The 23,156-nt window shown below is 42.2% G+C and carries 25 protein-coding genes and 1 other RNA gene; 19 read left to right on the top strand and 7 right to left on the bottom strand.

Going from position 1 to position 23,156, the window contains the following annotated elements; translation table 11 throughout:
• Positions 1-100 precede the first annotated feature (100 nt).
• The gene (locus RM049_RS15815) at positions 101-943 is read right to left on the bottom strand and encodes an L-histidine N(alpha)-methyltransferase (RefSeq protein ID WP_322704848.1); all 843 of its coding nucleotides are present in this window, start codon (positions 941-943) and stop codon (positions 101-103) included.
• A gap of 212 nt (positions 944-1,155) precedes the next feature.
• On the opposite strand from RM049_RS15815, the gene RM049_RS15810 reads away from it, so the two are divergent.
• From RM049_RS15810 to RM049_RS15795, 4 genes are all read left to right on the top strand, one after another.
• Positions 1,156-2,934, top strand: coding sequence for an ABC transporter ATP-binding protein (locus tag RM049_RS15810; RefSeq protein WP_322704847.1), 1,779 nt, complete (start codon positions 1,156-1,158; stop codon positions 2,932-2,934).
• Positions 2,935-3,020: 86 nt separating this feature from the next.
• Positions 3,021-4,823 (top strand): ABC transporter ATP-binding protein, encoded by a 1,803-nt coding sequence (locus RM049_RS15805; protein ID WP_322704846.1) that lies wholly within the window; start codon positions 3,021-3,023, stop codon positions 4,821-4,823.
• 41 nt (positions 4,824-4,864) lie between these two features.
• Positions 4,865-5,119, top strand: a complete 255-nt coding sequence (locus RM049_RS15800) for a TIGR03643 family protein (RefSeq protein WP_322704845.1) — start codon at positions 4,865-4,867, stop codon at positions 5,117-5,119.
• 149 nt (positions 5,120-5,268) lie between these two features.
• Positions 5,269-5,802, top strand: a complete 534-nt coding sequence (locus tag RM049_RS15795) for a dihydrofolate reductase family protein (protein WP_322704844.1) — start codon at positions 5,269-5,271, stop codon at positions 5,800-5,802.
• Between the two features lie 82 nt (positions 5,803-5,884).
• On the opposite strand, the gene trxA is transcribed toward RM049_RS15795, so the two are convergent.
• Together trxA and RM049_RS15785 are read right to left on the bottom strand one after the other, a co-directional pair.
• On the bottom strand, positions 5,885-6,223 hold the full coding sequence (gene trxA / locus RM049_RS15790) for a thioredoxin (protein WP_322674300.1): 339 nt from the start codon (positions 6,221-6,223) through the stop codon (positions 5,885-5,887).
• 228 nt (positions 6,224-6,451) lie between these two features.
• Positions 6,452-6,763, bottom strand: coding sequence for a hypothetical protein (locus RM049_RS15785; protein WP_322704861.1), 312 nt, complete (start codon positions 6,761-6,763; stop codon positions 6,452-6,454).
• Between the two features lie 465 nt (positions 6,764-7,228).
• On the opposite strand from RM049_RS15785, the gene RM049_RS15780 reads away from it, so the two are divergent.
• Positions 7,229-7,444 carry a hypothetical protein gene (locus RM049_RS15780; RefSeq protein ID WP_099101757.1) on the top strand — a complete coding sequence of 72 codons (216 nt, stop codon included), beginning with the start codon at positions 7,229-7,231 and terminating at the stop codon, positions 7,442-7,444.
• A gap of 157 nt (positions 7,445-7,601) precedes the next feature.
• Here the strand turns inward: RM049_RS15780 and RM049_RS15775 are convergent, their stop codons facing one another.
• From RM049_RS15775 to aroB, 3 genes are all read right to left on the bottom strand, one after another.
• Positions 7,602-7,922: a hypothetical protein gene (locus RM049_RS15775; protein ID WP_322674302.1), complete on the bottom strand. Its 321-nt coding sequence runs from the start codon at positions 7,920-7,922 to the stop codon at positions 7,602-7,604.
• Positions 7,923-8,184: 262 nt separating this feature from the next.
• Positions 8,185-8,763: a Uma2 family endonuclease gene (locus tag RM049_RS15770; protein ID WP_322704843.1), complete on the bottom strand. Its 579-nt coding sequence runs from the start codon at positions 8,761-8,763 to the stop codon at positions 8,185-8,187.
• A 102-nt stretch (positions 8,764-8,865) separates the two neighbouring features.
• Positions 8,866-9,987: a 3-dehydroquinate synthase gene (gene aroB / locus RM049_RS15765; protein ID WP_322704842.1), complete on the bottom strand. Its 1,122-nt coding sequence runs from the start codon at positions 9,985-9,987 to the stop codon at positions 8,866-8,868.
• A gap of 80 nt (positions 9,988-10,067) precedes the next feature.
• Here aroB and RM049_RS15760 point away from each other — a divergent pair, with 80 nt between their 5' ends.
• The 12 genes from RM049_RS15760 (at position 10,068) to RM049_RS15705 (ending at position 17,921) form a co-directional block, all read left to right on the top strand.
• Positions 10,068-10,301 (top strand): hypothetical protein, encoded by a 234-nt coding sequence (locus RM049_RS15760; RefSeq protein ID WP_322704863.1) that lies wholly within the window; start codon positions 10,068-10,070, stop codon positions 10,299-10,301.
• Positions 10,274-10,339, top strand: coding sequence for a cytochrome B6 (locus RM049_RS15755; RefSeq protein WP_322704860.1), 66 nt, complete (start codon positions 10,274-10,276; stop codon positions 10,337-10,339). The genes RM049_RS15760 and RM049_RS15755 overlap by 28 nt, the downstream gene beginning before the upstream one ends.
• A gap of 268 nt (positions 10,340-10,607) precedes the next feature.
• Positions 10,608-11,048 carry an ATP synthase subunit I gene (locus RM049_RS15750; protein WP_322674330.1) on the top strand — a complete coding sequence of 147 codons (441 nt, stop codon included), beginning with the start codon at positions 10,608-10,610 and terminating at the stop codon, positions 11,046-11,048.
• A 60-nt stretch (positions 11,049-11,108) separates the two neighbouring features.
• Positions 11,109-11,870: a F0F1 ATP synthase subunit A gene (atpB, locus tag RM049_RS15745; RefSeq protein WP_175586935.1), complete on the top strand. Its 762-nt coding sequence runs from the start codon at positions 11,109-11,111 to the stop codon at positions 11,868-11,870.
• Between the two features lie 151 nt (positions 11,871-12,021).
• Positions 12,022-12,267 (top strand): ATP synthase F0 subunit C, encoded by a 246-nt coding sequence (gene atpE / locus RM049_RS15740; protein WP_012411162.1) that lies wholly within the window; start codon positions 12,022-12,024, stop codon positions 12,265-12,267.
• 181 nt (positions 12,268-12,448) lie between these two features.
• Positions 12,449-12,880, top strand: a complete 432-nt coding sequence (locus RM049_RS15735) for a F0F1 ATP synthase subunit B' (protein ID WP_322674306.1) — start codon at positions 12,449-12,451, stop codon at positions 12,878-12,880.
• A gap of 193 nt (positions 12,881-13,073) precedes the next feature.
• Entirely contained in the window at positions 13,074-13,646 is a 573-nt protein-coding gene (locus RM049_RS15730; RefSeq protein ID WP_322674307.1) for a F0F1 ATP synthase subunit B, read from the top strand.
• The gene (gene atpH, locus RM049_RS15725) at positions 13,643-14,197 is read left to right on the top strand and encodes an ATP synthase F1 subunit delta (RefSeq protein WP_322689068.1); all 555 of its coding nucleotides are present in this window, start codon (positions 13,643-13,645) and stop codon (positions 14,195-14,197) included. The genes RM049_RS15730 and atpH overlap by 4 nt, the downstream gene beginning before the upstream one ends.
• A 208-nt stretch (positions 14,198-14,405) precedes the next feature.
• Positions 14,406-15,920 (top strand): F0F1 ATP synthase subunit alpha, encoded by a 1,515-nt coding sequence (atpA, locus tag RM049_RS15720; RefSeq protein WP_322704841.1) that lies wholly within the window; start codon positions 14,406-14,408, stop codon positions 15,918-15,920.
• A gap of 96 nt (positions 15,921-16,016) precedes the next feature.
• The gene (locus tag RM049_RS15715; protein WP_322674310.1) at positions 16,017-16,964 is read left to right on the top strand and encodes a F0F1 ATP synthase subunit gamma; all 948 of its coding nucleotides are present in this window, start codon (positions 16,017-16,019) and stop codon (positions 16,962-16,964) included.
• A 171-nt stretch (positions 16,965-17,135) separates the two neighbouring features.
• Positions 17,136-17,526: a transfer-messenger RNA gene (ssrA, locus tag RM049_RS15710) on the top strand.
• A 224-nt stretch (positions 17,527-17,750) separates the two neighbouring features.
• Positions 17,751-17,921 carry a hypothetical protein gene (locus RM049_RS15705; protein ID WP_322704840.1) on the top strand — a complete coding sequence of 57 codons (171 nt, stop codon included), beginning with the start codon at positions 17,751-17,753 and terminating at the stop codon, positions 17,919-17,921.
• On the opposite strand, the gene RM049_RS15700 is transcribed toward RM049_RS15705, so the two are convergent.
• The gene (locus RM049_RS15700; RefSeq protein WP_322674311.1) at positions 17,914-18,369 is read right to left on the bottom strand and encodes a helix-turn-helix domain-containing protein; all 456 of its coding nucleotides are present in this window, start codon (positions 18,367-18,369) and stop codon (positions 17,914-17,916) included. The genes RM049_RS15705 and RM049_RS15700 overlap by 8 nt on opposite strands.
• A 1,085-nt stretch (positions 18,370-19,454) precedes the next feature.
• Between RM049_RS15700 and RM049_RS15695 the strand changes: the two genes are divergently transcribed.
• Together RM049_RS15695 and RM049_RS15690 are read left to right on the top strand one after the other, a co-directional pair.
• Positions 19,455-21,194 (top strand): diflavin flavoprotein, encoded by a 1,740-nt coding sequence (locus tag RM049_RS15695; RefSeq protein ID WP_322704839.1) that lies wholly within the window; start codon positions 19,455-19,457, stop codon positions 21,192-21,194.
• 155 nt (positions 21,195-21,349) lie between these two features.
• Positions 21,350-23,062, top strand: coding sequence for a diflavin flavoprotein (locus tag RM049_RS15690; RefSeq protein WP_322684061.1), 1,713 nt, complete (start codon positions 21,350-21,352; stop codon positions 23,060-23,062).
• Positions 23,063-23,156 lie beyond the last annotated feature (94 nt).

Genomic DNA, 23,156 nt, shown 5'->3' with positions numbered 1-23,156 from the left:
AGGACTTACGCAGAAGAGATCCCTCAACCCCCTTAAAAAGGGGGCTTTTAAGATTCCCCCCTTAAAAAGGGGGGCTAGGGGGGATCAAGCTTTCAAGTTTTCAGTGCGTAAGTCCTGTATCTGTTTTGAAATCGTATTTTCTCACTAGTTCGCAATCTTCAGATTTTATCCCAATCTTCTTTTTAACCCATCCATATACTTCTTCTACATGATACTTGCAGCCACCTCTAACTATTCCATCCCATGTAGAGTTAGAACCAGTCTCGTTAGTAAATACTAAAAGATCATTTTTTCCCATGCTATCTCTAAAGTTTTTGAACACCTCATCTCTATTTTGATGATTTCCAATGGTAACACCTAAGTGTAAAAATATTTTTGCTGTGTCGTCAATTTCAAGGCTAGCTTGATTTTGGAATAAACTTTTGGGTACACAACTACTTTCTATATCAATTGTGGAACTGAGAAAATCGATTAATGGAAACCATTTTTTGAAATTACTTTTGGAGAGATGAAGCAATTCTTCACTAATATCTAAAGCAATATATTTGTTAACCTTTTCTAATTGATTTAGTTTGCGGATAAATTTTTTAACTGGATATGAATTACCTGCACCAACGTCTATAATATTTACTCTATCGCCAGCTTTTATATTACTATTTAGGTATTTGAAATTATCTTTTAAAAGGTCAATTTCTACATTTGCTCTTCCATACCATCTAGGAATAGCGTGTTTCAAATAAAAATCGTTCCAAATTTTGGCACCTCTCCCTTTATAAGAATACTTGAGAGGGATTTCTCGTCTGACTTCTAATGCATGAATTATCCCTGAAACTTCTTCTTCAGAAAAAAGAGAGTAGAACTCAGAACTTGGCTTTGCTGTGCGACTGATAGCAGGTGAAATATCAAAGGGAAGTTGGGAATTACAATGAAAATTTTGAGCCATTATTCTTGTTCTTTGGTTTTCTTCGGTCTGGAAATTGATTAGCCGCAATGCTTGCTAAAAATGTATTCTCCCATGCCACTGTCCCAAAACTCGGAATTTGCACCACAAACAAGAGAGGTACTCTATATTTCACATTCGCCACTATCAAATGGTCAATTGTTTTTTTACAATCAAAGTACGATAATTTTCCAATGATACAGGGGTGAATTGCAGTGGTTCAGCAACCAGAACTCCAGGAAACTTCGTCGATAAAGGCAACCCAGCGCGTGCTTAAAAGTTTAAGCACTTACCGATGGACTTCGCTTGGAGCATTGGTCAGCCTATTGCTGTTGACGATCGCAAACGCACTCACTCCACAACTATTTCGGTGGGGAATTGATGAGGGAATCGCGCCAAAAAATCTCCAAATTGTGCTATATAGCGCCGCCTGGATGGTAGTTGCGGCGATCGCTCGTGGTGTATTTAACTTTGGACAAAGCTATTTAGCAGAAGCAGTGTCTCAGGGTGTTGCTTATGACCTGCGAAACAAAATTTTCAGCAAAATTCAAAATCTCAGTTTCAGCTTTCATGACCAGGCGCAGACTTCCCAACTACTAACCCGTGTTACCAGCGACATTGAACAAATTCGTACCTTTGTTGGTACTAGTTTAATTCAGGTCGTCAGTTCAGTTGTGACATTGGTGAGTATTTCGGTGGTTTTGCTGGTGATGAACTGGCAATTAGCACTGATTAGCCTAACAGCAGTGCCAATAACTGCATGGTTAATGGCACGATTCGTCAGCCGAAATAACAAACTTTTTCGGCAAGTACAAGAGCAACTGAGCAACCTCAATGCTATATTGCAAGAGAACTTGCTAGGAATTCGCGTAGTAAAAGCCTTTGTGCGGGAGTCAACCGAAAGGTCGCGTTACACAACTCTCAATGATGGCCTAGTCAAGGCAAACATGAAGACCATTAGCGCCATCCGCGATACCTTCCCCTTGATATTCTTGCTGAGTAATTTGGTAACACTGGCAGTTTTCGCCTATGGGGGAGCGCAGGTGATTGGGCGCAGATTTTCCATTGGCGAGCTGGTGGCGTTTAACTCCTACCTAGCGTTGATTCTCCAACCGATTTTGTTGATTGGATTTGCCGCACCCGCGATCGCTCAAGCAGCTGCTTCCGCCGAACGTGTCTACGAAGTTGTGGATGCAGAGGTAGAAATTCGCGATCGCCCTGGTGCTGTCCCCTTTGACACCTGTGGTGGTAGAATTACCTTTGAAAATGTTTCCTTTCGCTATCCCGGAGCGACAACCGAAACTCTCAAAGAAGTATCCTTTGAAACCAAGCCTAACGAGCTAATCGCCGTTCTTGGAATGACTGGTTCGGGAAAAAGCACAATCATGAACCTGATTCCTCGCTTTTACGATGTCACCAAGGGAGCAGTTCGCATTGACGGACGAGATATAAAAAGTTTCACACTCAAAAGTCTCAGATCGCATATTGGGATTGTTTTTCAGGAAACCACCCTCTTCTCTGGCACAATCCGCGAAAATATTGCCTACGCCAAACCCGATGCTACCTTAGAGCAGGTGATTGAAGTTGCAAAAACCGCCCAAATGCACGATTTTATTAGCGGTTTACCCGATGGCTACGAGACAATTGTGGGCGAACGGGGCGTAGGCTTATCTGGTGGACAAAAACAACGAATTGCGATCGCTCGTACCTTACTAACCGATTACAGCATTCTGATACTTGACGATAGTACCTCGGCGATAGATGCCAAAACTGCTGCCCAAATTCAAGCCGAACTAGATGGTTTAATGCGCCAAAAAGCTTGTACAACCTTTGTAGTAGCTCAACGTATTAGCACCGTGAAAAATGCCGACCGCATTTTTCTCATGGATAAAGGACGCTTGGTAGCACAAGGCACTCATGAAGAATTGATGCAAACCAGTCCACTTTACGGTGTGATTTTGGAATCTCAGGTAAAGCCGAAGGAGAAAAAATGATCTCCAATTAGCATCATTAATTTTGCTTACAGCCTTGTAATCAAGACTTTTAATCTAAAATCCAAAATCTAAAATCCAAAATTTTTATGAGAGGCACTATTCCCGTTGTTGCATCTGAGGAAAACGCGAGTCAGCAATTTTCCACCCTGCGGCGCTTTTTACAATACGTGCTACTTTATCGCAAAGAAATTCCCATCGCCCTGACATTAGTATTAATTGGTGCCATAACTCAGGCGGTTGGGCCATTCTTTCTCGGCTGGTCGATCGATCATCTGATTGCACAAGGTAATTTGCAAGGACTGCTGCTGTTGTTAGGACTACTAGGGCTGAACTATGGGCTTGGTGTCTTAGCAATTCGGGGTCAAATTATTCGAGTCGGCTGGATTATGCAGCGATTGCTGGCTCAATTGAGGCAAGATATTTTCATTAAAATCCAAAGTCTGCCACTCAGCTTTTTTGATCGCAGCGAAGCAGGCGATTTAATGAGCCGATTGCTGAATGATGTCAACACCGTGAATCAAGCATTTGGACTGACAATCGCCCAAATGCTGGGCAATACTTTTAGTTTGGTGGGCATTGTGATTGCCATGCTCTCAATCAACCTGCAACTTGGTTTGTTGAGCAATCTAGTTGTGCCACTGATGATTTTTACCACAAGTTTATTTGCACGTTGGGCAAGAGCCAGATTTCGCGTCACCCGACAAACTATTGGGGAGCTTTCCGCCAAGTTAGAAGAAGATATTGGCAGCGTGCGAGAAGCGCAAGCATTTAATCGCGTACAGATGAATATCAAAGAATTCGACGTTCTTAACGCCGCCAATAGAGATGCCAACGTTGAGGCTGTGGCAATTACTTCCGCCTTTTTGCCCTCTATCGATTTTCTCAACACACTAGCAACGGCTGGCGTGCTAGCCTATGGCGGTTATCTAGCGGTAACAAAAGCTGCAACAGTGGGTGTAGTGACATCCTTTTTACTTTACGTCCAGCAGTTCTTCCGCCCGATCCAAATTCTCAGCCAGTTTTATACTCAAGCTCAATCTGCTTTTGCCGGATTAGAGCGAATATTTCTATTATTAGATGAACCGTCAGAACTCAAAGATGCACCCGATGCCATAGAAATGCCGCCTATTCAAGGTGAGGTGACATTCTCAAATGTCAAATTTGGTTATAACCCAGATCGACTGGTTCTTAAAGGAGTGAATTTACACGCCTATCCAGGACAGATGGTTGCATTAGTCGGGCCAACCGGTTCGGGAAAAAGTACAATTATTAACTTGATTTTGCGCTTCTATGATGTATCAAGCGGTGCAGTGAAAATTGACGGTCTTGATGTGCGTAGCGTGACTCAAGCGAGTCTGCGCCGTCAAATTGGCATCGTTCTACAAGATAATATTTTATTCACCGGTACCGTCGCCGAAAATATAGCTTTTGGCGCTCCTTACGCCAGCCAAGCTGATATCGAAGCGGCTGCACAACTGGCAAATGTGCATGAGTTCATTACCTCACTACCACAGGGTTATACAACTCAATTGGGGGAACGGGGAGCGCCTCTGAGCCAAGGACAGCGACAACTAATCAGTATTGCTCGGGCGGTATTAATTAATCCCCGAATTCTGATTCTGGATGAAGCCACTAGCAGCATCGATACCCGCACAGAAGCACTAGTACAAAGTGCGATCGCTCGATTACTCCAAGGTCGTACTAGTTTCGTAATTGCCCACCGTCTCAGTACAGTTACTCAAGCAGATCGGGTATTAGTAATTCAGCAGGGAGAAATTGTCGAACAGGGTACTCACGCCGAACTCATTAATCAGCAGGGTGTTTATGCCAACCTATATGCCCTGCAACTGGGTGCAGCAGACACAATGGTTCTTGAAAACCAAAAGTAAAATAAATATATAGCTAGAATTTATCAATTACCAGCAGAAGAATGAAGTTACCTAACCTCGATTCACAAACCATCGATCGCATCATTGAAATGGCATGGGAAGATAGAACATCTTTTGATGCTATTGAGGCTCAGTTTGGGCTATTGGAAAAAGAGGTAATCGCCCTAATGAGGCGCGAAATGAAAGAATCTAGTTTTAAGATGTGGCGAAAGCGAGTCACCAAACGCAGTACGAAGCATTTATCTCAGCGAGAATTTATTGCAGGTCGTTTTAAATCGCACAATCAAAAAACGTAAGTAATTGGGTAAGCGTAGGCGTAGCCCGTCGTCGTAGACATCGCTCTTTTGTGATATAAACCAACAGAGGCTAAAATGCTGTCGGTCGAAAAAATAAACCTGCGATTGCTTGCACTCATTGAGTGAAAACTACCAAATTCACAAACCCCATGACGAAAGTTACACTCTACATTGCAGCTAGTTTGGATGGCTACATTGCTCGCAGCGATGGCAAAATTGAATGGCTATCAATCCTTGATACAGAAGGTGAAGATTACGGTTACACTGATTTTTACAAATCGATTGATGCGATCGCCTTGGGTAGCAACACCTATGAAGTAGGGCTGAGTTTTGATCGATGGCCTTATCCAGAAAAAAAATCTTTCGTATTCACCCAGCGTAATTTACAATCCGAGCGTCAGGACGTTGTGTTTGTCTCTGACCCAGTAAAACAGGCGTTAGCTAATATAGAGGCTCAAGGTTTTAAAAATATCTGGCTAGTTGGTGGCGGAAAATTAATCAATTCGTTTCTTCAGCACAGCTTGATTGACGAATATATTATTTCAACGATTCCAACTATCTTAGGTGGCGGTATACATCTTTTTCCACCACCTACCCCTGAAGTAAAATTGGAGCTGATTAACTCACAACAATATTCTACTGGTTTACTTCAAGCACATTATAGGCGAAAAGTAAATGGTTAAAATAATTCGTAATCCTTAACGATCTTCTCTACGAATTACATGAGCGCAGCGTTAGCGACGCAGGAGCGTCATTACGAATTAGCTAAACAAGCTTCTGAACAGCGTTGCTAAAGTCTTCGTAAGGAGAAACCCCTACTATAGTTTCTGCTAAAATACCATCTTTGAAAATTAAAACTGCTGGAATACTGCGAAGACCGAATTTTTTGAAAATGGGCTTATTCCTGTCAACGTCTACCTTGACTACTTTAGCGCGACCTTTATATTCTTCGGCAAGTTGATCCATTAACGGACTGACTAAGCGACAGGGGCCACACCAAGTAGCAGTAAAATCAACAACAACAACTTTCTCTTCACTTCCATTTAAAACAACATCAAATTCACTTTCTTCAACGTAAGTAACTATGTCAGTATCAGTAGACATTTTTTAATTCCTTAGTGGCAAACTAAAATTTCAGCAAAAAACTAACTATACAAACTATACTCCCTTCTGAGTGTCAGATTCATTAGTTACCTACATTCATGGTAAAACTCCCGCAGATGATTTTTGCTGATAAAGGTATATTTAATTACTTATGATCTTTTTACGTAGGGTGCGATCGCATAACGCACATTACTATCTAAAAACCCATACCTTCAAGGCGTAGAAGCGTCAACAGTCATCCTCCTGGCCAAATAATTCTAACAACCCAATTGTGCCGACAAAAAAAGTATAAGTAGCATATTTTATTGGTATCTTTTGTCTTGAAGGTGCATAAAAAGCTGCTATAATACTTTCAATAAAATGGCATATCATTGCAAAACGCTCAATCCAAAAAATTGGATTAAGGCTGCTTGGTACATGAATATTAGTTATTACTGCATAAATATTCCACGATTCCAATCCAATTGCGCTTGTTATCAGCGCTGTAGATATAATTTTTATAAAAATATAAATCTTTTTCTCGCTCAACTTTAAGTCCATACTGCTCAAAATAATATTTAACATATCTACAATACTTGGAAAATTAACCAAAAAGTTAATATGTGTTGTCTAAAAATTTGCCCTAAGCCAACCAATTTTATTTTATAATTTTCATTTTTACAAAATTCTATAAAAATATAAATATGCTACAGAGGTAAATTAGCACAGCTAGCTATATGCCCTCACGATGATAACCTCTATATTAGTAACTTACAAAAAAGAAATTATCCCAAATTATTCGTACATTTGTATTAGGGGCGCACATTTGGGCATCCCTAAGATAAGATGTTTTTTAACTGGAAGTACCTGAAGTCAATATTCCCAAAATTTTGAGAAGAGAACAGATTAAAAACTATGAACGAGCGAGATTAAATCGCCAGATATTTAAAAAATGACAAAAGTGTGGAATAATACATAAGTGGAAAATTTAATTGAACTCTATAGATTGATAATAAATGTAAAGCTATGATTGCTCAACATTACAACTCAATTCATGTTGAAAATGACTTGCTTAAACAAATCAAAATTAAAGAAAATCAGCTAAAAATTGCACAAGAGTCTGAGATGCTTCATGTAGCAGAAGAATTACAGAGTCAATTATTAAAGCTACAATCTCAATTATCAGAGCCGCAAGAGCAAGACGTTGAAATTCAAGCGTTGATGAGTTTGCTAGACGAATAAAATTGTAAAATTTTGTTGCAAAATTTATTGGTAATACAAAACCTCTGTTGCCCAAAAGCAAAGCATAGTGATTGTGATGTCTGGGAATGTAGCTTATGTGCTACAGCTTAAGAATTAACAAGACAAGCAAAAGCCATAGAAGAGTGATGATTCTTACTTAGATAAGACGTTGGGGTTTTTGCTGAGTATGTGGTCTTTTGCTTTGCGGTACTGAATCAATCTTAAGAATAGGTTTAATTGGGCGCTGTTGTCTTTGATTAAGAATTTGAATTTCTCTCTCAATTGAATCCTTTCCTTGTCTAAAAAATTCTTGAGAATTATATGGAACCAAGTCACGGGATAAATGTTGAGCTTGTCTTGGAGTCAAACTAGGAACTGCTTGTTCAGCATTGGCACAAGTTTGTACAGCCAGTAAAAAAGCTGTTGAAAGCACCAAAGGTTTTATTTTTATACATCCGGTAAATATTAGGTTTAACATAGTTGATAGATCGGTTACGTGAAGACAGTTTCCAACCATATTAGTGTTGGTCTGATTATAAATAAAGTAGACTTATTCCCTTGCTAATTACCTCCTACAAATGGATGAATTATCAATTAATCAGCTAAACTATTAGTATAGTACAGCGTAAATACAGCTACTATCTAAATTAACCAGATAAGTTGCTCAAGCAACTGGTTAAAGTTAGACAAACCTTCCACTACTTGAAATTTCGATGGATGTTGAAAGCAAGAGAATTGTGCTATTCAGTAGCTAATGGTATTTTCGCCTTTTGAAACACCTGCTCAACAGTAAATTGCAGTCCCTCAAACAAAGAATCTGTGAGTAGTTCTTCTCCCATATAAGTTTGTGGTGCTGCATCGGGATAAAAAACAGTAATGCTTCTGGCTTTACTATCTAATATCCACACTCGCAGCACCTTAGCATCTAAATAGTCTTTGGCTTTAGCCGCCATTTGTCCAAAAGTTTGCCCTGGGGAAATAATCTCAATTACCAAATCAGGAGGAACAGGACAAGCTTCATTTTCATCCCAGTTGGCGGGTAAACGCTCATAAGAAATGTATAAAATATCTGGAATTGGCATCCAATCTCGTCCTCGACGAGTTAAGGCAACAGCCCATTCCGGGCAAACTTCTCCTTTACCCTCACACGATTGCTCAATCAAATTGAGAATAACGCGGGTAAGTTTCGCGTGAAAAAATTTTGCTTGTATTTTAGGACTTGCTTGACCATCAACAAGCTCATAAGTTACATCTCCCTCGCCTGGTGGAAGATTTAGGAACTCTTGCAAAGTTAATTGATTTTTGGCTTGGAGTATCATAACTCATTAATTCGTAATTGAAGGACAGAGCAACTAACTTTTATTCTGACTCCTGTTAGCGGTAGCGGGGCGTTTAGCCCATTCTGACTTCTGAATTCTTCTTCAAATTGTTCGCATTCCCCGCAACACTTGCCGAATAATATCCGATGGCACTTCATCGGTAATTGTTACCACACCAATCTCTGTTGGTAAAACAAACCGCACTTTCCCGGCTTGGACTTTCTTATCTAATTGCAACGCCTCAATAATTGCTTCAATATCTACCCCATCTGGTAACTGAGTTGGTAAACCCGCTTTTTGAATTAAAGCATTTTGACGTTCTGTGTCTTCCTTTTGCCACAATCCTAAATCCACAGCAATTTGACCAGCTGCTACCATACCAATAGCCACGGCTTCACCATGATTTACTAGACGATAACCAGTCAAACTTTCCACTGTATGACCGATGGTGTGTCCATAGTTGAGAATTGCCCGTAATCCGCCTTCTTTCTCATCTTTGCCAACAACATCAGCTTTTGCTTGACAAGAACGCGTTAATATGTTTGTTATTAGGTCAGGTTTGACATAGCGGAGTTGGTCGAGGCGTTTACTTGCTTCTAACTGGGCAAATAATTCGGCATCCCAAATCACACCGTACTTGATAACTTCTGCCATCCCTGCCCGAAACTCGCGCATAGGTAGAGTTTTTAACACATCTGGGTCAATCAAAACTAAACGCGGTTGATGGAATGCCCCAATTAAGTTTTTACCGTGGGGATGATTCACGCCAGTTTTGCCACCAATCGCCGAATCTACCATCGCTAACAAAGAGGTAGGCACTTGGACAACATTAATACCGCGTAGCCAAGTTGCAGCCGCAAAGCCAGTCATATCGCCAATTACACCTCCGCCCAAAGCCACCATCGTAGAAGAACGTTCTAGACGGTTTTCTAAGGCTACATCGTAGAGTTTTTGGATGGAATTGAGGGTTTTGTAGCGTTCACCAGGCGGTAGAGTGCAGCTAGCAACTTCAAATCCAGCAGATTTTAGGGATTTAATTGATCTTTCGCCAAAATGCTTAAAAATCGTCGGATTAGAAACTAGCAGTACCTTCTTGCCCAGCTTGAGACTGGCCATCCGTTGACCCAGTTGATCTAAACTCGAAGGTGCGTTAGCGTAGCTCAACGAAGTTATCGCAATCTCATAAGACTGCTCTGGTAGATTTACATTAATTACAGAAGTCATTGCCCAACCCCAAACAAGCGTCCGTGGGCTGTATTGTATCGCAATCTAGAAAATGGGCATAGGGAATTGGGGATTGGGGATTGGTAAGAATCAGGGAAGCAGGGGGAGAAGTTGCAGTAACTATTTCTCTTCTACCCCCATACCCAATGCCCCATACCCAATGCCCAATGCCCAATGCCCAATGCCCAATGCCCAATACCCAATACCCAACAACTAATGATTCAATAGATTTAGGAAGTATTCTGGAGAGCAATAAATGTTTGCAATTGTATCTTATATCGTCTTCTTGGGTTTATTCTTTGGCTTATCTGTAGGATTGCTGTTCGGTCTACGGACTGCCAAAATAATTTAATCGAGGTATATTCAACCCAAGACTCTTGTGGGGGCGGGCATCTTGCCTGCCCTCAGTTTACAAATAGGCTATAAAACCTTTACTTTTTCACCAAGTCCGGCAACGTGGACTTGGTAAAATTGCTGTAGGCTTTAGTCCGTCGGTACTTACTGCCTGATGTTGACAAGAAGTTAATTGTTTTTTCCTAAAGTATTGTTACCGCATCGTGATATGATTCAGCTGACTGAATGTGCAGTCATCATATTTAACTGTACTGGTTTCAAGTCCCGTGAGCTTGTCAGACGAATCAATTGCGCCCACTCCGACAACGCAACAAGATGCTAAAACTGGTTCTGGAGGCACAGAATCAGGTAACTCCATGCAAGAGTTCCATGAACTCTTCCAGCGATTGTTGGTAATCACGCTTGTCTTGACGGGGGTTATTTTTATCTCTGTGTGGATTTTTTATTCCTTAAACATTGCCCTAAATTATTTAATTGGGGCGTGTACAGGTGTGGTTTACTTAAAAATGTTGGCTAGAGACGTTGAGCAGCTTGGTAGTCAGAAAACCAGTCTGAGTAAAACTCGTTTTGCTCTGTTTATTGGAGTGATGATCGTGGCAACTCAATGGCGTGAGCTACAGATTTTGCCCATATTTTTGGGATTTCTAACTTACAAAGCCACGCTCCTCGTCTATATGGTGCAAATTGCGTTCATTCCTGATTCTTAAAAAGTCAGGCTCACAAAGATAGTAATCCCATCCTCGCTCGTTGGGGAAAATGCTTGAAGAATGCAAATGCTTAGTGTCTTAAACGCCTTTAATTCTTTTCCCCTCGCCGAATTAGAAGTAGGACATCATTTCTACTGGCAGTTGGGCAATCTTAAAATTCATGGGCAAGTTTTTCTCACCTCATGGTTTGTGATTAGTATTCTAGTAGTGGCTTCAATAGCTGCTACTCGCAACGCACAAAGAATTCCCAAGGGCATCCAGAATTTGATGGAATATGCCTTAGAATTTATTCGCGATCTGGCAAAAAACCAACTTGGTGAGAAAGAGTACCGCCCTTGGGTGCCATTTATTGGCACATTGTTCTTGTTTATTTTCGTATCGAACTGGTCAGGCGCGTTAATTCCCTGGAAGCTCATCAAGCTACCTTCAGGCGAGTTGGCTGCTCCCACCAATGACATCAATACGACTGTTGCATTAGCATTGCTAACTTCCTTAGCGTACTTTTACGCAGGTTTTAGCAAGCGGGGTTTAGGCTACTTTAAGAAATATATAGAGCCAACACCTGTTTTGTTGCCGATCGCAATTCTAGAAGATTTCACCAAACCCCTCTCCCTAAGCTTCCGGCTATTTGGTAATATTTTGGCGGATGAATTGGTTGTAGCGGTGTTGGTGCTGCTAGTTCCTCTATTTGTACCTCTGCCTGTAATGGCCTTGGGTTTATTTACCAGTGCCATTCAAGCCCTGGTTTTCGCCACCCTAGCCGGAGCATACATTCATGAGGCAATGGAGGGGCATGGTGGAGATGAACATGAGGAGCATTAAACTTCTCAGTTGATAGCACAGTCAAGAAGAGCATATTCGCTCAAAACATCGCAAAGCGCGATCGAAAGAACTCCTGTGCAGCGTGAAAATCACGTTTCTAATCGTTAACGTAATGTCTGTTAGTTTTGTAATCAAAGCAAGGAAAATCAACATGGATCCATTAGTTCAGGCTGCTTCAGTTCTCGCTGCTGCTTTAGCGATTGGTTTAGCTGCAATTGGCCCTGGTATTGGTCAAGGAAACGCTGCTGGACAAGCAGTAGAAGGTATTGCTCGTCAACCTGAAGCAGAAGGAAAAATTCGCGGTACTCTGCTATTAACCTTGGCATTCATGGAATCCTTGACTATCTATGGTCTAGTAATTGCCCTGGTATTGCTGTTTGCTAATCCTTTCGGCTAATACCTGAAATTTTTGTGAGTGTGGAGACGTGAACCATCACGCCTCTACAATCGAAATGTTTTAGGTATCTCAATAGTTATAATGTTCAGTTGACCCTTGTTGGCTATGGGTCTCTAAAATATGAAAGGTTGGATGATGTTGCTAGCCATGAAAACTGCTACTCCAGCCAAAGAGGAGACAAATGTTTGATTTCGATGCTACCTTGCCCTTCATGGCATTGCAATTCCTGCTACTAGCAGCTTTGTTGAATGCAATTTTCTATAAGCCACTGACCAAGGTACTAGACGATCGCGATAGTTATATCCGAACGAATACCCTTGAGGCGAAAGAAAGCTTGGCAAAAGCCGAGCGTTTAGCCGCCGAATATGAGCAACAACTCGCAGACGCTCGTAGACAATCGCAAGCTACTCTAGAAGCAGCTCAACTGGAAGCTAAAAAAATTACTGCCGAGAAAATCGCTGAAGCCCAAAAGGAAGCTCAGTCTCAACGAGAACAAGCTTCTGTTGAAATAGAACAACAAAAGCAAGAAGCTTTTCGCACCTTAGAGCAACAAGTTGATGCTTTAAGCCGGCAGATTCTAGAAAAACTATTGGGGCCAACTCCAGTTAGATAAGCTAACTAGACTGGCTCTGCGAAAGCATACGCGCAACTGGGCCCTAGTCCAGAGCGCAAAATTTAAGTGTCAAATAAAGGCACTTTTTCCCTTCTGGGGAAAGATACTTAATTTCCTTACGGGGAAAAGATACTTAAATTTCCTTCCCTTGGGAAAAATACAACGTATTAGCAAGCGAGCAGCGCACTTGTAAATGGGTATCATGGGGACATTCTTATTACTTGCCGCAGAAGCGAACGCTGTTCACTCTGAATTGGCAGAAGGCGCAGCAGAAGGTGGTTTCGGTCTAAACCTAGACATTTTTGAAACCAATCTGATTAATCTAGCGATTCTGGTTGGCATCTTATTCTACTTCGGACGTAAAGTTTTAAGCAATATCCTGAACGAGCGACAATCCAATATTGCCACCGCAATTCAGGAAGCAGAAGGGCGCTTAAAAGAGGCAAAGACTGCCCTTTCCCAAGCGCAAGAGCAGTTGAAGCAATCTCAGGCAGAAGCAGAACGTATCCGCCAATCGGCCACAGAAAACGCCCAAAAGACGAAAGAAGCCTTGTTGGCGAAGGCAGCACAAGACGTAGAACGCTTGAAACAAACAGCAGCAGCAGATTTAAATACCGAAACAGAGCGAGCGATCGCTCAACTGCGGCAAAGAGTTGCTGCACTAGCATTGCAAAAAGTCGAATCGCAACTCAAAGGCGGGATTGCCGACGATGCTCAACAAAGTTTAATTGACCGCAGCATCGCACAACTGGGAGGCAATGTATGACAAGTCAGGTAGCAACAGCCGAAATAGCCCAGCCCTATGCACAGGCACTTTTGTCAATAGCGCAATCGAAAAATTTGACAGAAGAGTTCGGGGAAGATGCGCGTACTTTACTGGGACTCTTAAGAGCAGACAAACAGCTACAAAACTTCTTCAGCAACCCGTTTATTCAGGCTGAGAACAAAAAAGCTCTCATCAAACAAATACTCGGTGAAGGCTCTAACCCCTACTTACGCAACTTTTTGTTAGTGCTAGTAGACAAACGCCGCATTGCATTCTTGGAATCGATTTTTCAACAATATCTGGCGCTGTTGCGGCAGCTGAATCAAACCGTATTAGCGGAAGTAATTTCAGCCGTTCCCCTCACAGAAGCTCAACAGCAGGCAATCATCCAAAAGGTCATTGCCATCAGTAATGCTCGCCAGGTAGAACTAGAAACCAAGGTAGACAGCGAGTTAATTGGTGGTGTAATCATTAAAGTAGGTTCGCAGGTAATTGATGCCAGTATCCGGGGTCAATTGCGTCGCCTTTCATTGCGCTTAACTAATAGCTAGAAAGTTAGGAGTAGAGACGCGATTAATCGCGTCTGTACAGGAGTTAGGAGTTAGAAGTTAGGAGTTAAGAGTTAAGTAAACAATAATTTATTTTGACTTTTAACTTTTAACCTTTGCTTTTTTAACTCATCCGTCTTAACTCATCACTCTTAACTCATCACTCCTAACTATTGAATTTTCCCGTCTCGAAAGCAAACAAGATAGACACATGAGCATATCAATTAGACCTGACGAAATTAGCAGCATTATCCAACAACAAATCGAGCAATACGATCAAGAGGTCAAAGTTGCTAACGTTGGTACCGTGCTACAAGTAGGTGACGGTATTGCCCGGATCTATGGTCTGGAAAAGGCTATGGCTGGGGAACTCTTAGAATTTGAAGATGGCACAATTGGCATCGCCCAAAACTTAGAAGAAGACAACGTGGGCGCGGTGCTTATGGGTGAAGGGTTGGAAATTCAAGAAGGTAGCTCTGTAACCGCTACTGGTAGAATTGCTCAGATTCCAGTCGGAGAAGCTTTAATTGGACGAGTTGTAGACGCTTTGGGTCGCCCCATCGATGGTAAAGGAGACATCAAATCCTCAGACAGCCGTTTGATTGAATCTCCAGCACCTGGTATCATTGCTCGTCGGTCTGTACACGAACCCATGCAAACGGGGATTACAGCTATTGACTCAATGATTCCCATCGGTCGCGGTCAACGGGAATTGATTATTGGCGACCGTCAAACCGGTAAAACTGCGATCGCTATTGACACAATCATCAACCAGAAAGAAGAAGATGTAATTTGTGTCTACGTCGCGATCGGTCAAAAGGCTTCCACAGTTGCTAACGTAGTACAAACATTGCAAGAAAAAGGCGCACTTGATTACACCGTCGTCGTCACCGCTAGCGCCAGCGAACCAGCAACCCTACAATACTTAGCTCCTTACACAGGCGCAACTATTGCCGAGTACTTTATGTACAAAGGCAAAGCTACCCTGGTAATTTATGACGATCTCTCCAAGCAAGCCCAAGCTTATCGCCAAATGTCACTACTGCTGCGTCGTCCACCCGGACGCGAAGCTTACCCTGGAGATGTATTCTACATTCACTCCCGCTTGCTAGAAAGAGCAGCAAAGCTAAGTGACGAATTAGGTAAAGGCAGTATGACCGCCCTACCAATCATCGAAACCCAAGCTGGTGACGTTTCAGCATACATCCCCACCAACGTAATTTCCATTACCGATGGTCAGATATTCCTGTCTTCTGACTTGTTCAACGCTGGTATCCGTCCGGCTGTGAACCCAGGTATTTCTGTATCCCGCGTGGGTTCTGCGGCGCAAACCAAGGCAATGAAAAAAGTTGCCGGGAAGATTAAATTGGAACTAGCCCAATTTGACGACCTGCAAGCCTTCGCTCAATTTGCTTCTGACTTAGATAAAGCCACTCAAGACCAGTTGGCACGGGGTCAACGGTTACGCGAACTCCTCAAGCAGCCACAAAATTCGCCACTCTCAGTATACGAGCAAGTAGCAATTCTATACGCTGGTATCAATGGTTACTTAGATGACGTTGCCGTAGATAAAGTCACAACCTTTACCCAAGGTTTGCGCGAGTACTTAAAGACTGGTAAGTACGCCGAAGGAGTAAGAGCCTCCAAAGCGCTAGGTGATGCAGAAGAAGCTGCCTTAAAGGAAGCACTTACCGAATACAAGAAGACCTTCAAAGCAGCAGCGTAATTAAAGTGAGGAGTGAAGAGTTAAGAGTTAAAAGTTAATGAAATACTCCTACCTCTTAACTCCTAACTCCTAACTCCTAACTCCTAACTCAAGAATATGGCCAATCTAAAAGCAATACGCGATCGCATTCAGTCGGTCAAAAACACCAAAAAAATCACAGAAGCCATGCGTCTGGTAGCTGCGGCTAGAGTGCGCCGGGCGCAAGAACAAGTGCTAGCGACTCGCCCGTTTGCCGATCGCTTGGCACAAGTATTGTATGGTTTGCAAAGCCGTCTGCGGTTTGAAGAAGCAAACTTGCCACTGCTGAGAAAACGCCAAGTTAAATCAGTCGGGTTATTGGTAATTTCAGGCGATCGCGGTCTATGCGGCGGCTACAATAGTAACGTTATCCGTCGTGCAGAAAATCGCGCCAAGGAAATCAAGGCAGAAGGTTTAAACTATCAATTTGTGTTAGTCGGACGGAAAGCTACACAGTACTTTCAGCGCCGCAATCAGCCAATTGACGCTACCTACAGCGGCTTAGAGCAAATTCCCACCGCAGCAGAAGCTAATCAGATTGCTGACCAACTACTTTCCTTGTTCCTTTCGGAAGAAGTTGACCGCATCGAATTAATTTACACCAGATTCCTTTCCTTAGTTAGCTCCCGTCCTGTGATACAAACTCTATTGCCCCTCGATCCGCAAGGTCTAGAAGCAGGCGATGATGAAATCTTCCGTTTGACAACCCGTGGCGGTAAATTTGAAGTTGAACGCGAGAAAGTGACTAGCCAAGCCCGCACGTTGGCTCCTGACATGATCTTTGAGCAAGATCCAGTGCAGATTCTCGATTCTTTATTGCCCCTGTATCTGAGTAACCAGCTATTGCGGGCGCTACAAGAATCGGCGGCTAGCGAACTAGCAGCGCGGATGACAGCCATGAGTAATGCCAGTGAAAATGCTGGTGAATTGATTAACACCCTCACGCTGTCCTACAACAAAGCCCGACAAGCTGCAATTACTCAAGAACTCCTAGAAGTTGTTGGTGGTGCTGAAGCACTAACTTAGAAAAATACTTGTTGTGGATCGTCGTAAATAGCCAATCGCTAATTTTAAAACCATTAACGATTGGCTATTTTGAGTAATGGCAGCCATATATCCTGACTTTGATAATTACGAATTACGAATTACGAATTACGAATTAAGAATCGCGTACTATAATTGAAATATGAAGCGCATGGGTCCGTCACGGTTTCGACAGGTTGGCGAACGCTGCTCTGTGATTCAGGTCGAGAGTGAGTCTCCTCTCGGAAATCAAAGGCTCAAACAAAAAGTAAATGCGAATAACATCGTTAACTTTGCTCGTAAGGATGCTCTAGTAGCAGCCTAAAACACCTCTTATAGGTTCGAGCGTCTTCGGTTTGACTCCGTTAAGGACTGAAGACCAAACCCCAACGGATGCTCTAGCAAGCGTTCTCTGGTTGGCTTGCTGGCTAAGATTAAATCAGAGCATCCTACGTTCGGGATAATGAACGATTCCCGCCTTGAGGGTCAGAAAGGCTAAACCTGTGAATGAGCGGGGGGTCAATACCCAATTTGGACAGCAGTTCGACTCTGCTCGGATCCACTAAAAATAGTTAACAAGTCCACTTGACACTGTGATGTGTAAGTGGACTTTGTTTTATGGAAAACTCCATCATAATTTTCTATAATGCACAATTAACTTGAGTTCAACGGCTAAAATAGCGATACCCTTCAGTGAAGCTCAAAATTTTTGGTAAAGATGCGAAACTGGACTGTTATCCTGCTGCGCTAAGGTGTCTCTACAATTTTCTCGGCAAACCTTAAACAAAAATGTGTAGACCTCAGCGCCCAAGCCCAAATAACACCAAAAAGCGCAACAAGTATTATCTCTGCAAAAAGCAGGAACTTTTCAAGAATATAATCTTGGTTTTCAACCAAAATCTAGCGATCGCTACCCAAACGAAACAAGCGATTCGATTCCAAGATGGTGTAATCAGCTAATCACGCTGTTTCTGGGTTTGTGTGCGCTTCCAAGCCTTCTTCCTCTTTTTTTCAGTACCCGTCGTAGTCGATCTGCACTCAAGTTTACTTGACGCTCAGATGCTAGTTTTTTTGCTAATTGTTTAGAGTTATAAGTCTCTGACTCTTGAGCTAAACAATTTTCGAGATAAACCAAATCTGATTCTGAATATCGTGGTTTTCCTCCTCGGCCAGGAGCATCCCATAAACCTGCTAAACCCATTTTTTCCCAGCGATGAAGGGTTTGACGCACTGTTGAAATCGCCCAATTCAAGCCTTTTGCAATTTGCTCATTTTTTAAGCCGCGAGTATTCAGCAGTAAAACTTGAGCGCGATCCTTAGTACGTTGAGGAACATCTTTGGCTTTTCTCAATTCTTCTAAAGTTAGCTTTTCTTCTTCTGTGAGAAACACTTTTAATCGGCATCCCATAAACAATAACCTTTTACAAAATCAATTTTTGTCATTTTTGTATCTATTTACGCCTGTATACTGAAATTATTTAGGTATTTCATAATACATTTTCAATATCTTAACTACAAGTATTAGGGATGTCGGCGTTTATAAGGCTACTACGCGATAAGTATTGGCTTGGGAAAACTATCAAAATTTGCATTTTTTCATCAACAATGGATTTTGATAAGAAGTTCGGCACATCAAGATTACACATTAACCTATATAGGTAAACTTATCTGATAGCCTGAAGCTGTAGCTTATAGCTATAACAAGAAAAATTTGTTGGCTTTATCTTGATTAATGTTTAAAGTCGATAATAAAGGACTGTATCATTAAATTCCTGAGATTATTCTTATGCTTACGGAGGTTTATCGAAACTTTAAAAATTATTTTTATGCTAGTTTCCTTTTAGATGAGTGGAAAAATATATACAAGCCTACTTTCTTTTTATTCAACTAGTCTCTGGAAATTTGCCTTGATTATCTCCAAAAAAATATCTTTTTTATCGACTTTACATAAAGTTTATATTCTCTGCACCATATTTTTGATTAAGACAAGATATTGAATACCCATTGAATAAACGCTTTTTGGAAGCCTAATAAGGTTTGTCCTACTTTTCCCACTTTTCCTACCTTTCCTACCTTTCCTACCTTTCCTACTTTTTTTAATTAAGTGAGTACCCGAAAAACATAAATTTTCCTATTTTCTACTTTATAAATATATTTTTTGACAATATGAAATATTAAAAGTAATCTCGACTTGGTAGGTAGACCAGCAATATAATAATAGTAAAATTATATCTTTTTAGTTAAAAATATAATTACTATGATATTTTTAAATTAAGATAAAACCAGATAAATAGCAAAAACAAGTACTCAGTAAAATTTAGGAATCAATTAATATTTAGTATATTTTTTGAGTCATATTTTTTGCTAAAAAACAGCAATAATTGATACAAGTTAAATTTTTAAAAAACTGATATTCATTACAACTTCAAAGAAAAATAATAGAGAGAATGGGGGCAGAAGAAAAACCTGTTAATTTGCGCTCGGAGACGAATAATGGTAACGATGTCTACGACCGGCAAGGCCCACGCAGAGAACGTTCAACATCGGTTAACTATACAAACTGTAGAAATTGCCCCTAACACAACGGCGATTCGCTCTCTTGACTGGGATCGCGATCGCTTTGATATCGAATTCGGACTGCAAAACGGTACAACCTACAATTCATATCTAATTAGGGGCGAACAAACAGTTTTGATTGATACTTCTCACCAGAAGTTTCGCGATCTGTATTTAGAGACTCTCAAAAGTCTTGTCAACCCCAAAACAATTGATTACATAATTGTTAGTCACACAGAGCCAGACCATAGCGGCTTGGTAGAAGATGTCCTTCAATTAGCTCCTAGAGCCACTGTTTTAGCCTCAAAAGTTGCGCTGCAATTCCTTGAGGGATTAGTACACGATCCTTTTTCCAAGCGGGTTGTGAAAACTGGCGATCGCATCGATATCGGCAAAGGGCACGAAATGGAATTCGTGAGTGCGCCTAACCTGCACTGGCCGGATACAATCTTTAGCTTTGACCGCAAAACCCAAATTCTCTACACCTGTGATGCTTTTGGAATGCACTTCTGTGACGATCGCACCTTCGACGAAGATTTAGAAGCGATTGAAGCTGACTTTAGATTTTACTACGACTGCTTGATGGGCCCTAACGCTCGTTCGTTGCTGAATGCGATGAAGCGGATGGGCGATCTCGGAAAGATTAATATTATCGCCAATGGTCACGGGCCATTATTATACCACCATTTAGATGTTCTAACCGGGTGCTATGAAAATTGGAGCCAAAGACAAGCTAAAGCAGAAACAACAGTTGGCTTGTTTTTTGTCTCAGAATATGGATATGGCGAACGCCTTGGTCACGCAATTGCCGAGGGTATCCTGAAAACTGGCGTTGGCGTAGAAGTACTGGATCTGAGTACTGCTGAAAGCCAAGAAATTCAAGAACTAGCCGGGAGAGCAGCTGGCATCATTATCGGGATGCCTCCAACTACCTCCGCCGCCGCCCAAGCTAGTATCAGTTCGGTGCTAGCTGTCGCCAAGAACAAGCAATTTCTTGGGCTGTTTGAATGTTACGGTGGGGATGATGAACCCATTGATACACTCCGCAGACAATTTCTTGACTCTGGCATCAAAGAAGCTTTCCCACCCATTCGGATTAAAGAGACTCCCAGCGCCTCAACATTCCAGTTGTGTGAAGAAGCGGGTAAAGACATCGGACAATTGCTAGTGCGCGATCGCAACATCAAGCAAATCAAGTCCCTCGATGTCAACATGGAAAAGGCGCTAGGTCGCATTAGCAGCGGACTATATATAGTCACCACGAAAAAAGATAATGTCTCAAGTGCAATGCTGGCATCCTGGGTAACGCAAGCGAGTTTGCAACCATTAGGATTCACAATTGCCGTTGCGAAAGACCGCGCCATTGATTCCTTAATGCAAGTAGGCGATCGCTTCGTCCTCAACGTTTTGGAAGAAGGCAATTATCAAGAACTCAAGAAACACTTCCTTAAGCGCTTGCATCCTGGTGCTGACCGCTTTGCAGGAGTGAAAACTCAAACTGCGAAAAACGGTTCGCCGATTCTGACTGATGCTTTGGCATACATGGAATGTGAAATCCAGACCAGCATGGAATGCAGCGACCACTGGATATTATACTGCACCGTCCAAGAAGGTCGTGTCTCCAAAAACGATGGATTGACAGCCGTTCGCCATCGCAAAGTAGGTAATTACTACTAGGGATTAGGGATTGGGTATTGGGTATTGGGGATTGGGAAAACTCTTCCCCAGTCCCCATTCCCCATTCCCCAGTCTCTGTTCCCCAGTCCCCAGTCCCCATTCCCCATTCCCCATTCCCCATTCCCCAGTCTCTGTTCCCCAACTATAAAACAGCTATGACCAATTCCAAGCCACGCGACGTACAAGTTTTACCAATTGCTACCAATACTAAGGCTATCAGAGCGCGTAGTTGGTCACGTCTGCGGTTTGAAATTGAATACGCACTTGAAAGAGGTACTACTTCCAATTGCTATTTAATTGAAGCTGATAAAACCGCACTTATCGATCCACCGCCAGAAAGCTTTACCGAAATTTATTTAGAGGCATTGCGGCAGACTTTAGATTTGCAAAGTTTGGATTATATAATCTTGGGTCATTTTAGTCCCAATCGAGTTGCAACCCTCAAAGCAATTTTAGAACTAGCACCACAGGTAACTTTTGTCTGTTCTCTTCCTGGTGCGAACAATTTGCGTGCTGCTTTCTTAGAGCAAGATTTAAATGTCTTGGTGATGCGGGGGAAAGAAACTCTGGATTTAGGCAAGGGTCATGTTTTGAAATTCTTACCCACTCCGAGTCCGCGTTGGCCGGAAGGACTTTGTACCTACGACCAGCAAACCCAAATTCTCTACACAGATAAGTTATTTGCAACTCATCTTTGTGGTGATGATGTGTTTGATGATAACTGGGAAGCGCTCAAAGAAGACCAGCGTTACTACTTTAACTGCCTGATGGCTCCCCAAACTCCTCATGTGCAAGCAGCTTTGGAGAAAATATCAGATTTGCAGGTGAGAATGTATGCTGTAGGTCACGGGCCCTTGGTACGCACCGGCTTAATCGAACTTACCAAAGCTTATGGAGAGTGGAGCCGTTCTCACAACGATCGCGAAATTTCTGTTGCCTTACTTTACGCTTCAGCTTACGGGAATACGGCGACTTTAGCACAAGCGATCGCTCTGGGATTAACTAAAGGTGGAGTTGCAGTTAAATCGATTAACTGTGAATTTGCTACCCCTGATGAAATTCGCATCAACCTCGCGCAGTCAGAGGGTTTTATCATCGGTTCTCCTACCATTGGTGGTCATGCGCCAACTCCGATTCATACTGCTTTAGGGATTGTGTTATCGAGTGGTGACAACAGCAAACTCGCTGGAGTTTTTGGTTCCTACGGCTGGAGTGGCGAAGCCTTTGACTTAATCGAAGGTAAACTCCGGGATGCTGGGTATCGCTTCGGTTTTGACACTTTGAAGGTGAAGTTTAAACCTGATGATGTTACCCTCAAGTTCTGTGAAGAATTAGGTACAGACTTTGCCCAAGTACTGAAAAAGGCTAAAAAGGTACGCGTACCCCAACAAGCGGCTACTCCAGTGGAACAGGCTGTTGGTCGGATTGTTGGTTCCGTCTGTGTGGTGACAGCAAAACTTGGAGAAGTGTCTACCGCAATGTTAGGCGCTTGGGTTTCTCAAGCCACCTTCAACCCACCCGGAATAACAGTGGCGATCGCCAAAGAGCGAGCGATCGAATCTTTGATGTATCCAGGCGGTAAGTTTGCCTTAAATATTTTACCTGAAGGCAATCATCAAGATTACATGAAACATTTCCGTAAATCTTTCGCGCCTGGGGAAGATCGATTTGCCAACTTTAGTACAGCAGTTGCAGATAACGGTTGTACTGTCCTCACTGATGCATCAGCATATTTGGAATGTTCAGTCAACCAACGTCTAGAATGTGGCGATCATTGGGTTGTGTATGCAACTGTAGATGAAGGAAAATTACTCAAGCCTGATGCTGTAACTGCCATTAACCATCGCAAAACCGGCACTCATTATTAACTTTTATTGGTACTCTCCAACTTAGGAGATTACCGTGCAATGCGACTCTAGCAGCATTTTTGCTACTTACTCAGTGTGCTAGGGATACAATCAA

The sequence above is a fragment of the Nostoc sp. DedQUE04 genome, assembly GCF_034530995.1.
Classification (GTDB): Bacteria; Cyanobacteriota; Cyanobacteriia; order Cyanobacteriales; family Nostocaceae; genus Nostoc.
This window is presented reverse-complemented; position numbering and strand designations above follow the sequence as displayed.

Bases quoted from the DNA above. Each gene is read 5' to 3' on its own strand.
- atpB (WP_175586935.1), top strand. From the start codon at position 11,109: ATGCAAATGCTTAGTGTCTTAAACGCCTTTAATTCTTTTCCCCTCGCC.
- RM049_RS15705 (WP_322704840.1), top strand. From the start codon at position 17,751: ATGTGTAGACCTCAGCGCCCAAGCCCAAATAACACCAAAAAGCGCAAC.
- RM049_RS15715 (WP_322674310.1), top strand. From the start codon at position 16,017: ATGGCCAATCTAAAAGCAATACGCGATCGCATTCAGTCGGTCAAAAAC.
- RM049_RS15785 (WP_322704861.1), bottom strand. From the start codon at position 6,763: ATGGACTTAAAGTTGAGCGAGAAAAAGATTTATATTTTTATAAAAATT.
- RM049_RS15805 (WP_322704846.1), top strand. From the start codon at position 3,021: ATGAGAGGCACTATTCCCGTTGTTGCATCTGAGGAAAACGCGAGTCAG.
- atpA (WP_322704841.1), top strand. From the start codon at position 14,406: ATGAGCATATCAATTAGACCTGACGAAATTAGCAGCATTATCCAACAA.
- RM049_RS15690 (WP_322684061.1), top strand. From the start codon at position 21,350: ATGACCAATTCCAAGCCACGCGACGTACAAGTTTTACCAATTGCTACC.
- RM049_RS15730 (WP_322674307.1), top strand. From the start codon at position 13,074: ATGGGTATCATGGGGACATTCTTATTACTTGCCGCAGAAGCGAACGCT.
- RM049_RS15695 (WP_322704839.1), top strand. From the start codon at position 19,455: ATGGTAACGATGTCTACGACCGGCAAGGCCCACGCAGAGAACGTTCAA.
- RM049_RS15700 (WP_322674311.1), bottom strand. From the start codon at position 18,369: ATGGGATGCCGATTAAAAGTGTTTCTCACAGAAGAAGAAAAGCTAACT.
- RM049_RS15780 (WP_099101757.1), top strand. From the start codon at position 7,229: ATGATTGCTCAACATTACAACTCAATTCATGTTGAAAATGACTTGCTT.
- RM049_RS15795 (WP_322704844.1), top strand. From the start codon at position 5,269: ATGACGAAAGTTACACTCTACATTGCAGCTAGTTTGGATGGCTACATT.
- trxA (WP_322674300.1), bottom strand. From the start codon at position 6,223: ATGTCTACTGATACTGACATAGTTACTTACGTTGAAGAAAGTGAATTT.
- RM049_RS15775 (WP_322674302.1), bottom strand. From the start codon at position 7,922: ATGTTAAACCTAATATTTACCGGATGTATAAAAATAAAACCTTTGGTG.
- RM049_RS15735 (WP_322674306.1), top strand. From the start codon at position 12,449: ATGTTTGATTTCGATGCTACCTTGCCCTTCATGGCATTGCAATTCCTG.
- RM049_RS15815 (WP_322704848.1), bottom strand. From the start codon at position 943: ATGGCTCAAAATTTTCATTGTAATTCCCAACTTCCCTTTGATATTTCA.
- RM049_RS15800 (WP_322704845.1), top strand. From the start codon at position 4,865: ATGAAGTTACCTAACCTCGATTCACAAACCATCGATCGCATCATTGAA.
- aroB (WP_322704842.1), bottom strand. From the start codon at position 9,987: ATGACTTCTGTAATTAATGTAAATCTACCAGAGCAGTCTTATGAGATT.
- atpH (WP_322689068.1), top strand. From the start codon at position 13,643: ATGACAAGTCAGGTAGCAACAGCCGAAATAGCCCAGCCCTATGCACAG.
- RM049_RS15770 (WP_322704843.1), bottom strand. From the start codon at position 8,763: ATGATACTCCAAGCCAAAAATCAATTAACTTTGCAAGAGTTCCTAAAT.
- atpE (WP_012411162.1), top strand. From the start codon at position 12,022: ATGGATCCATTAGTTCAGGCTGCTTCAGTTCTCGCTGCTGCTTTAGCG.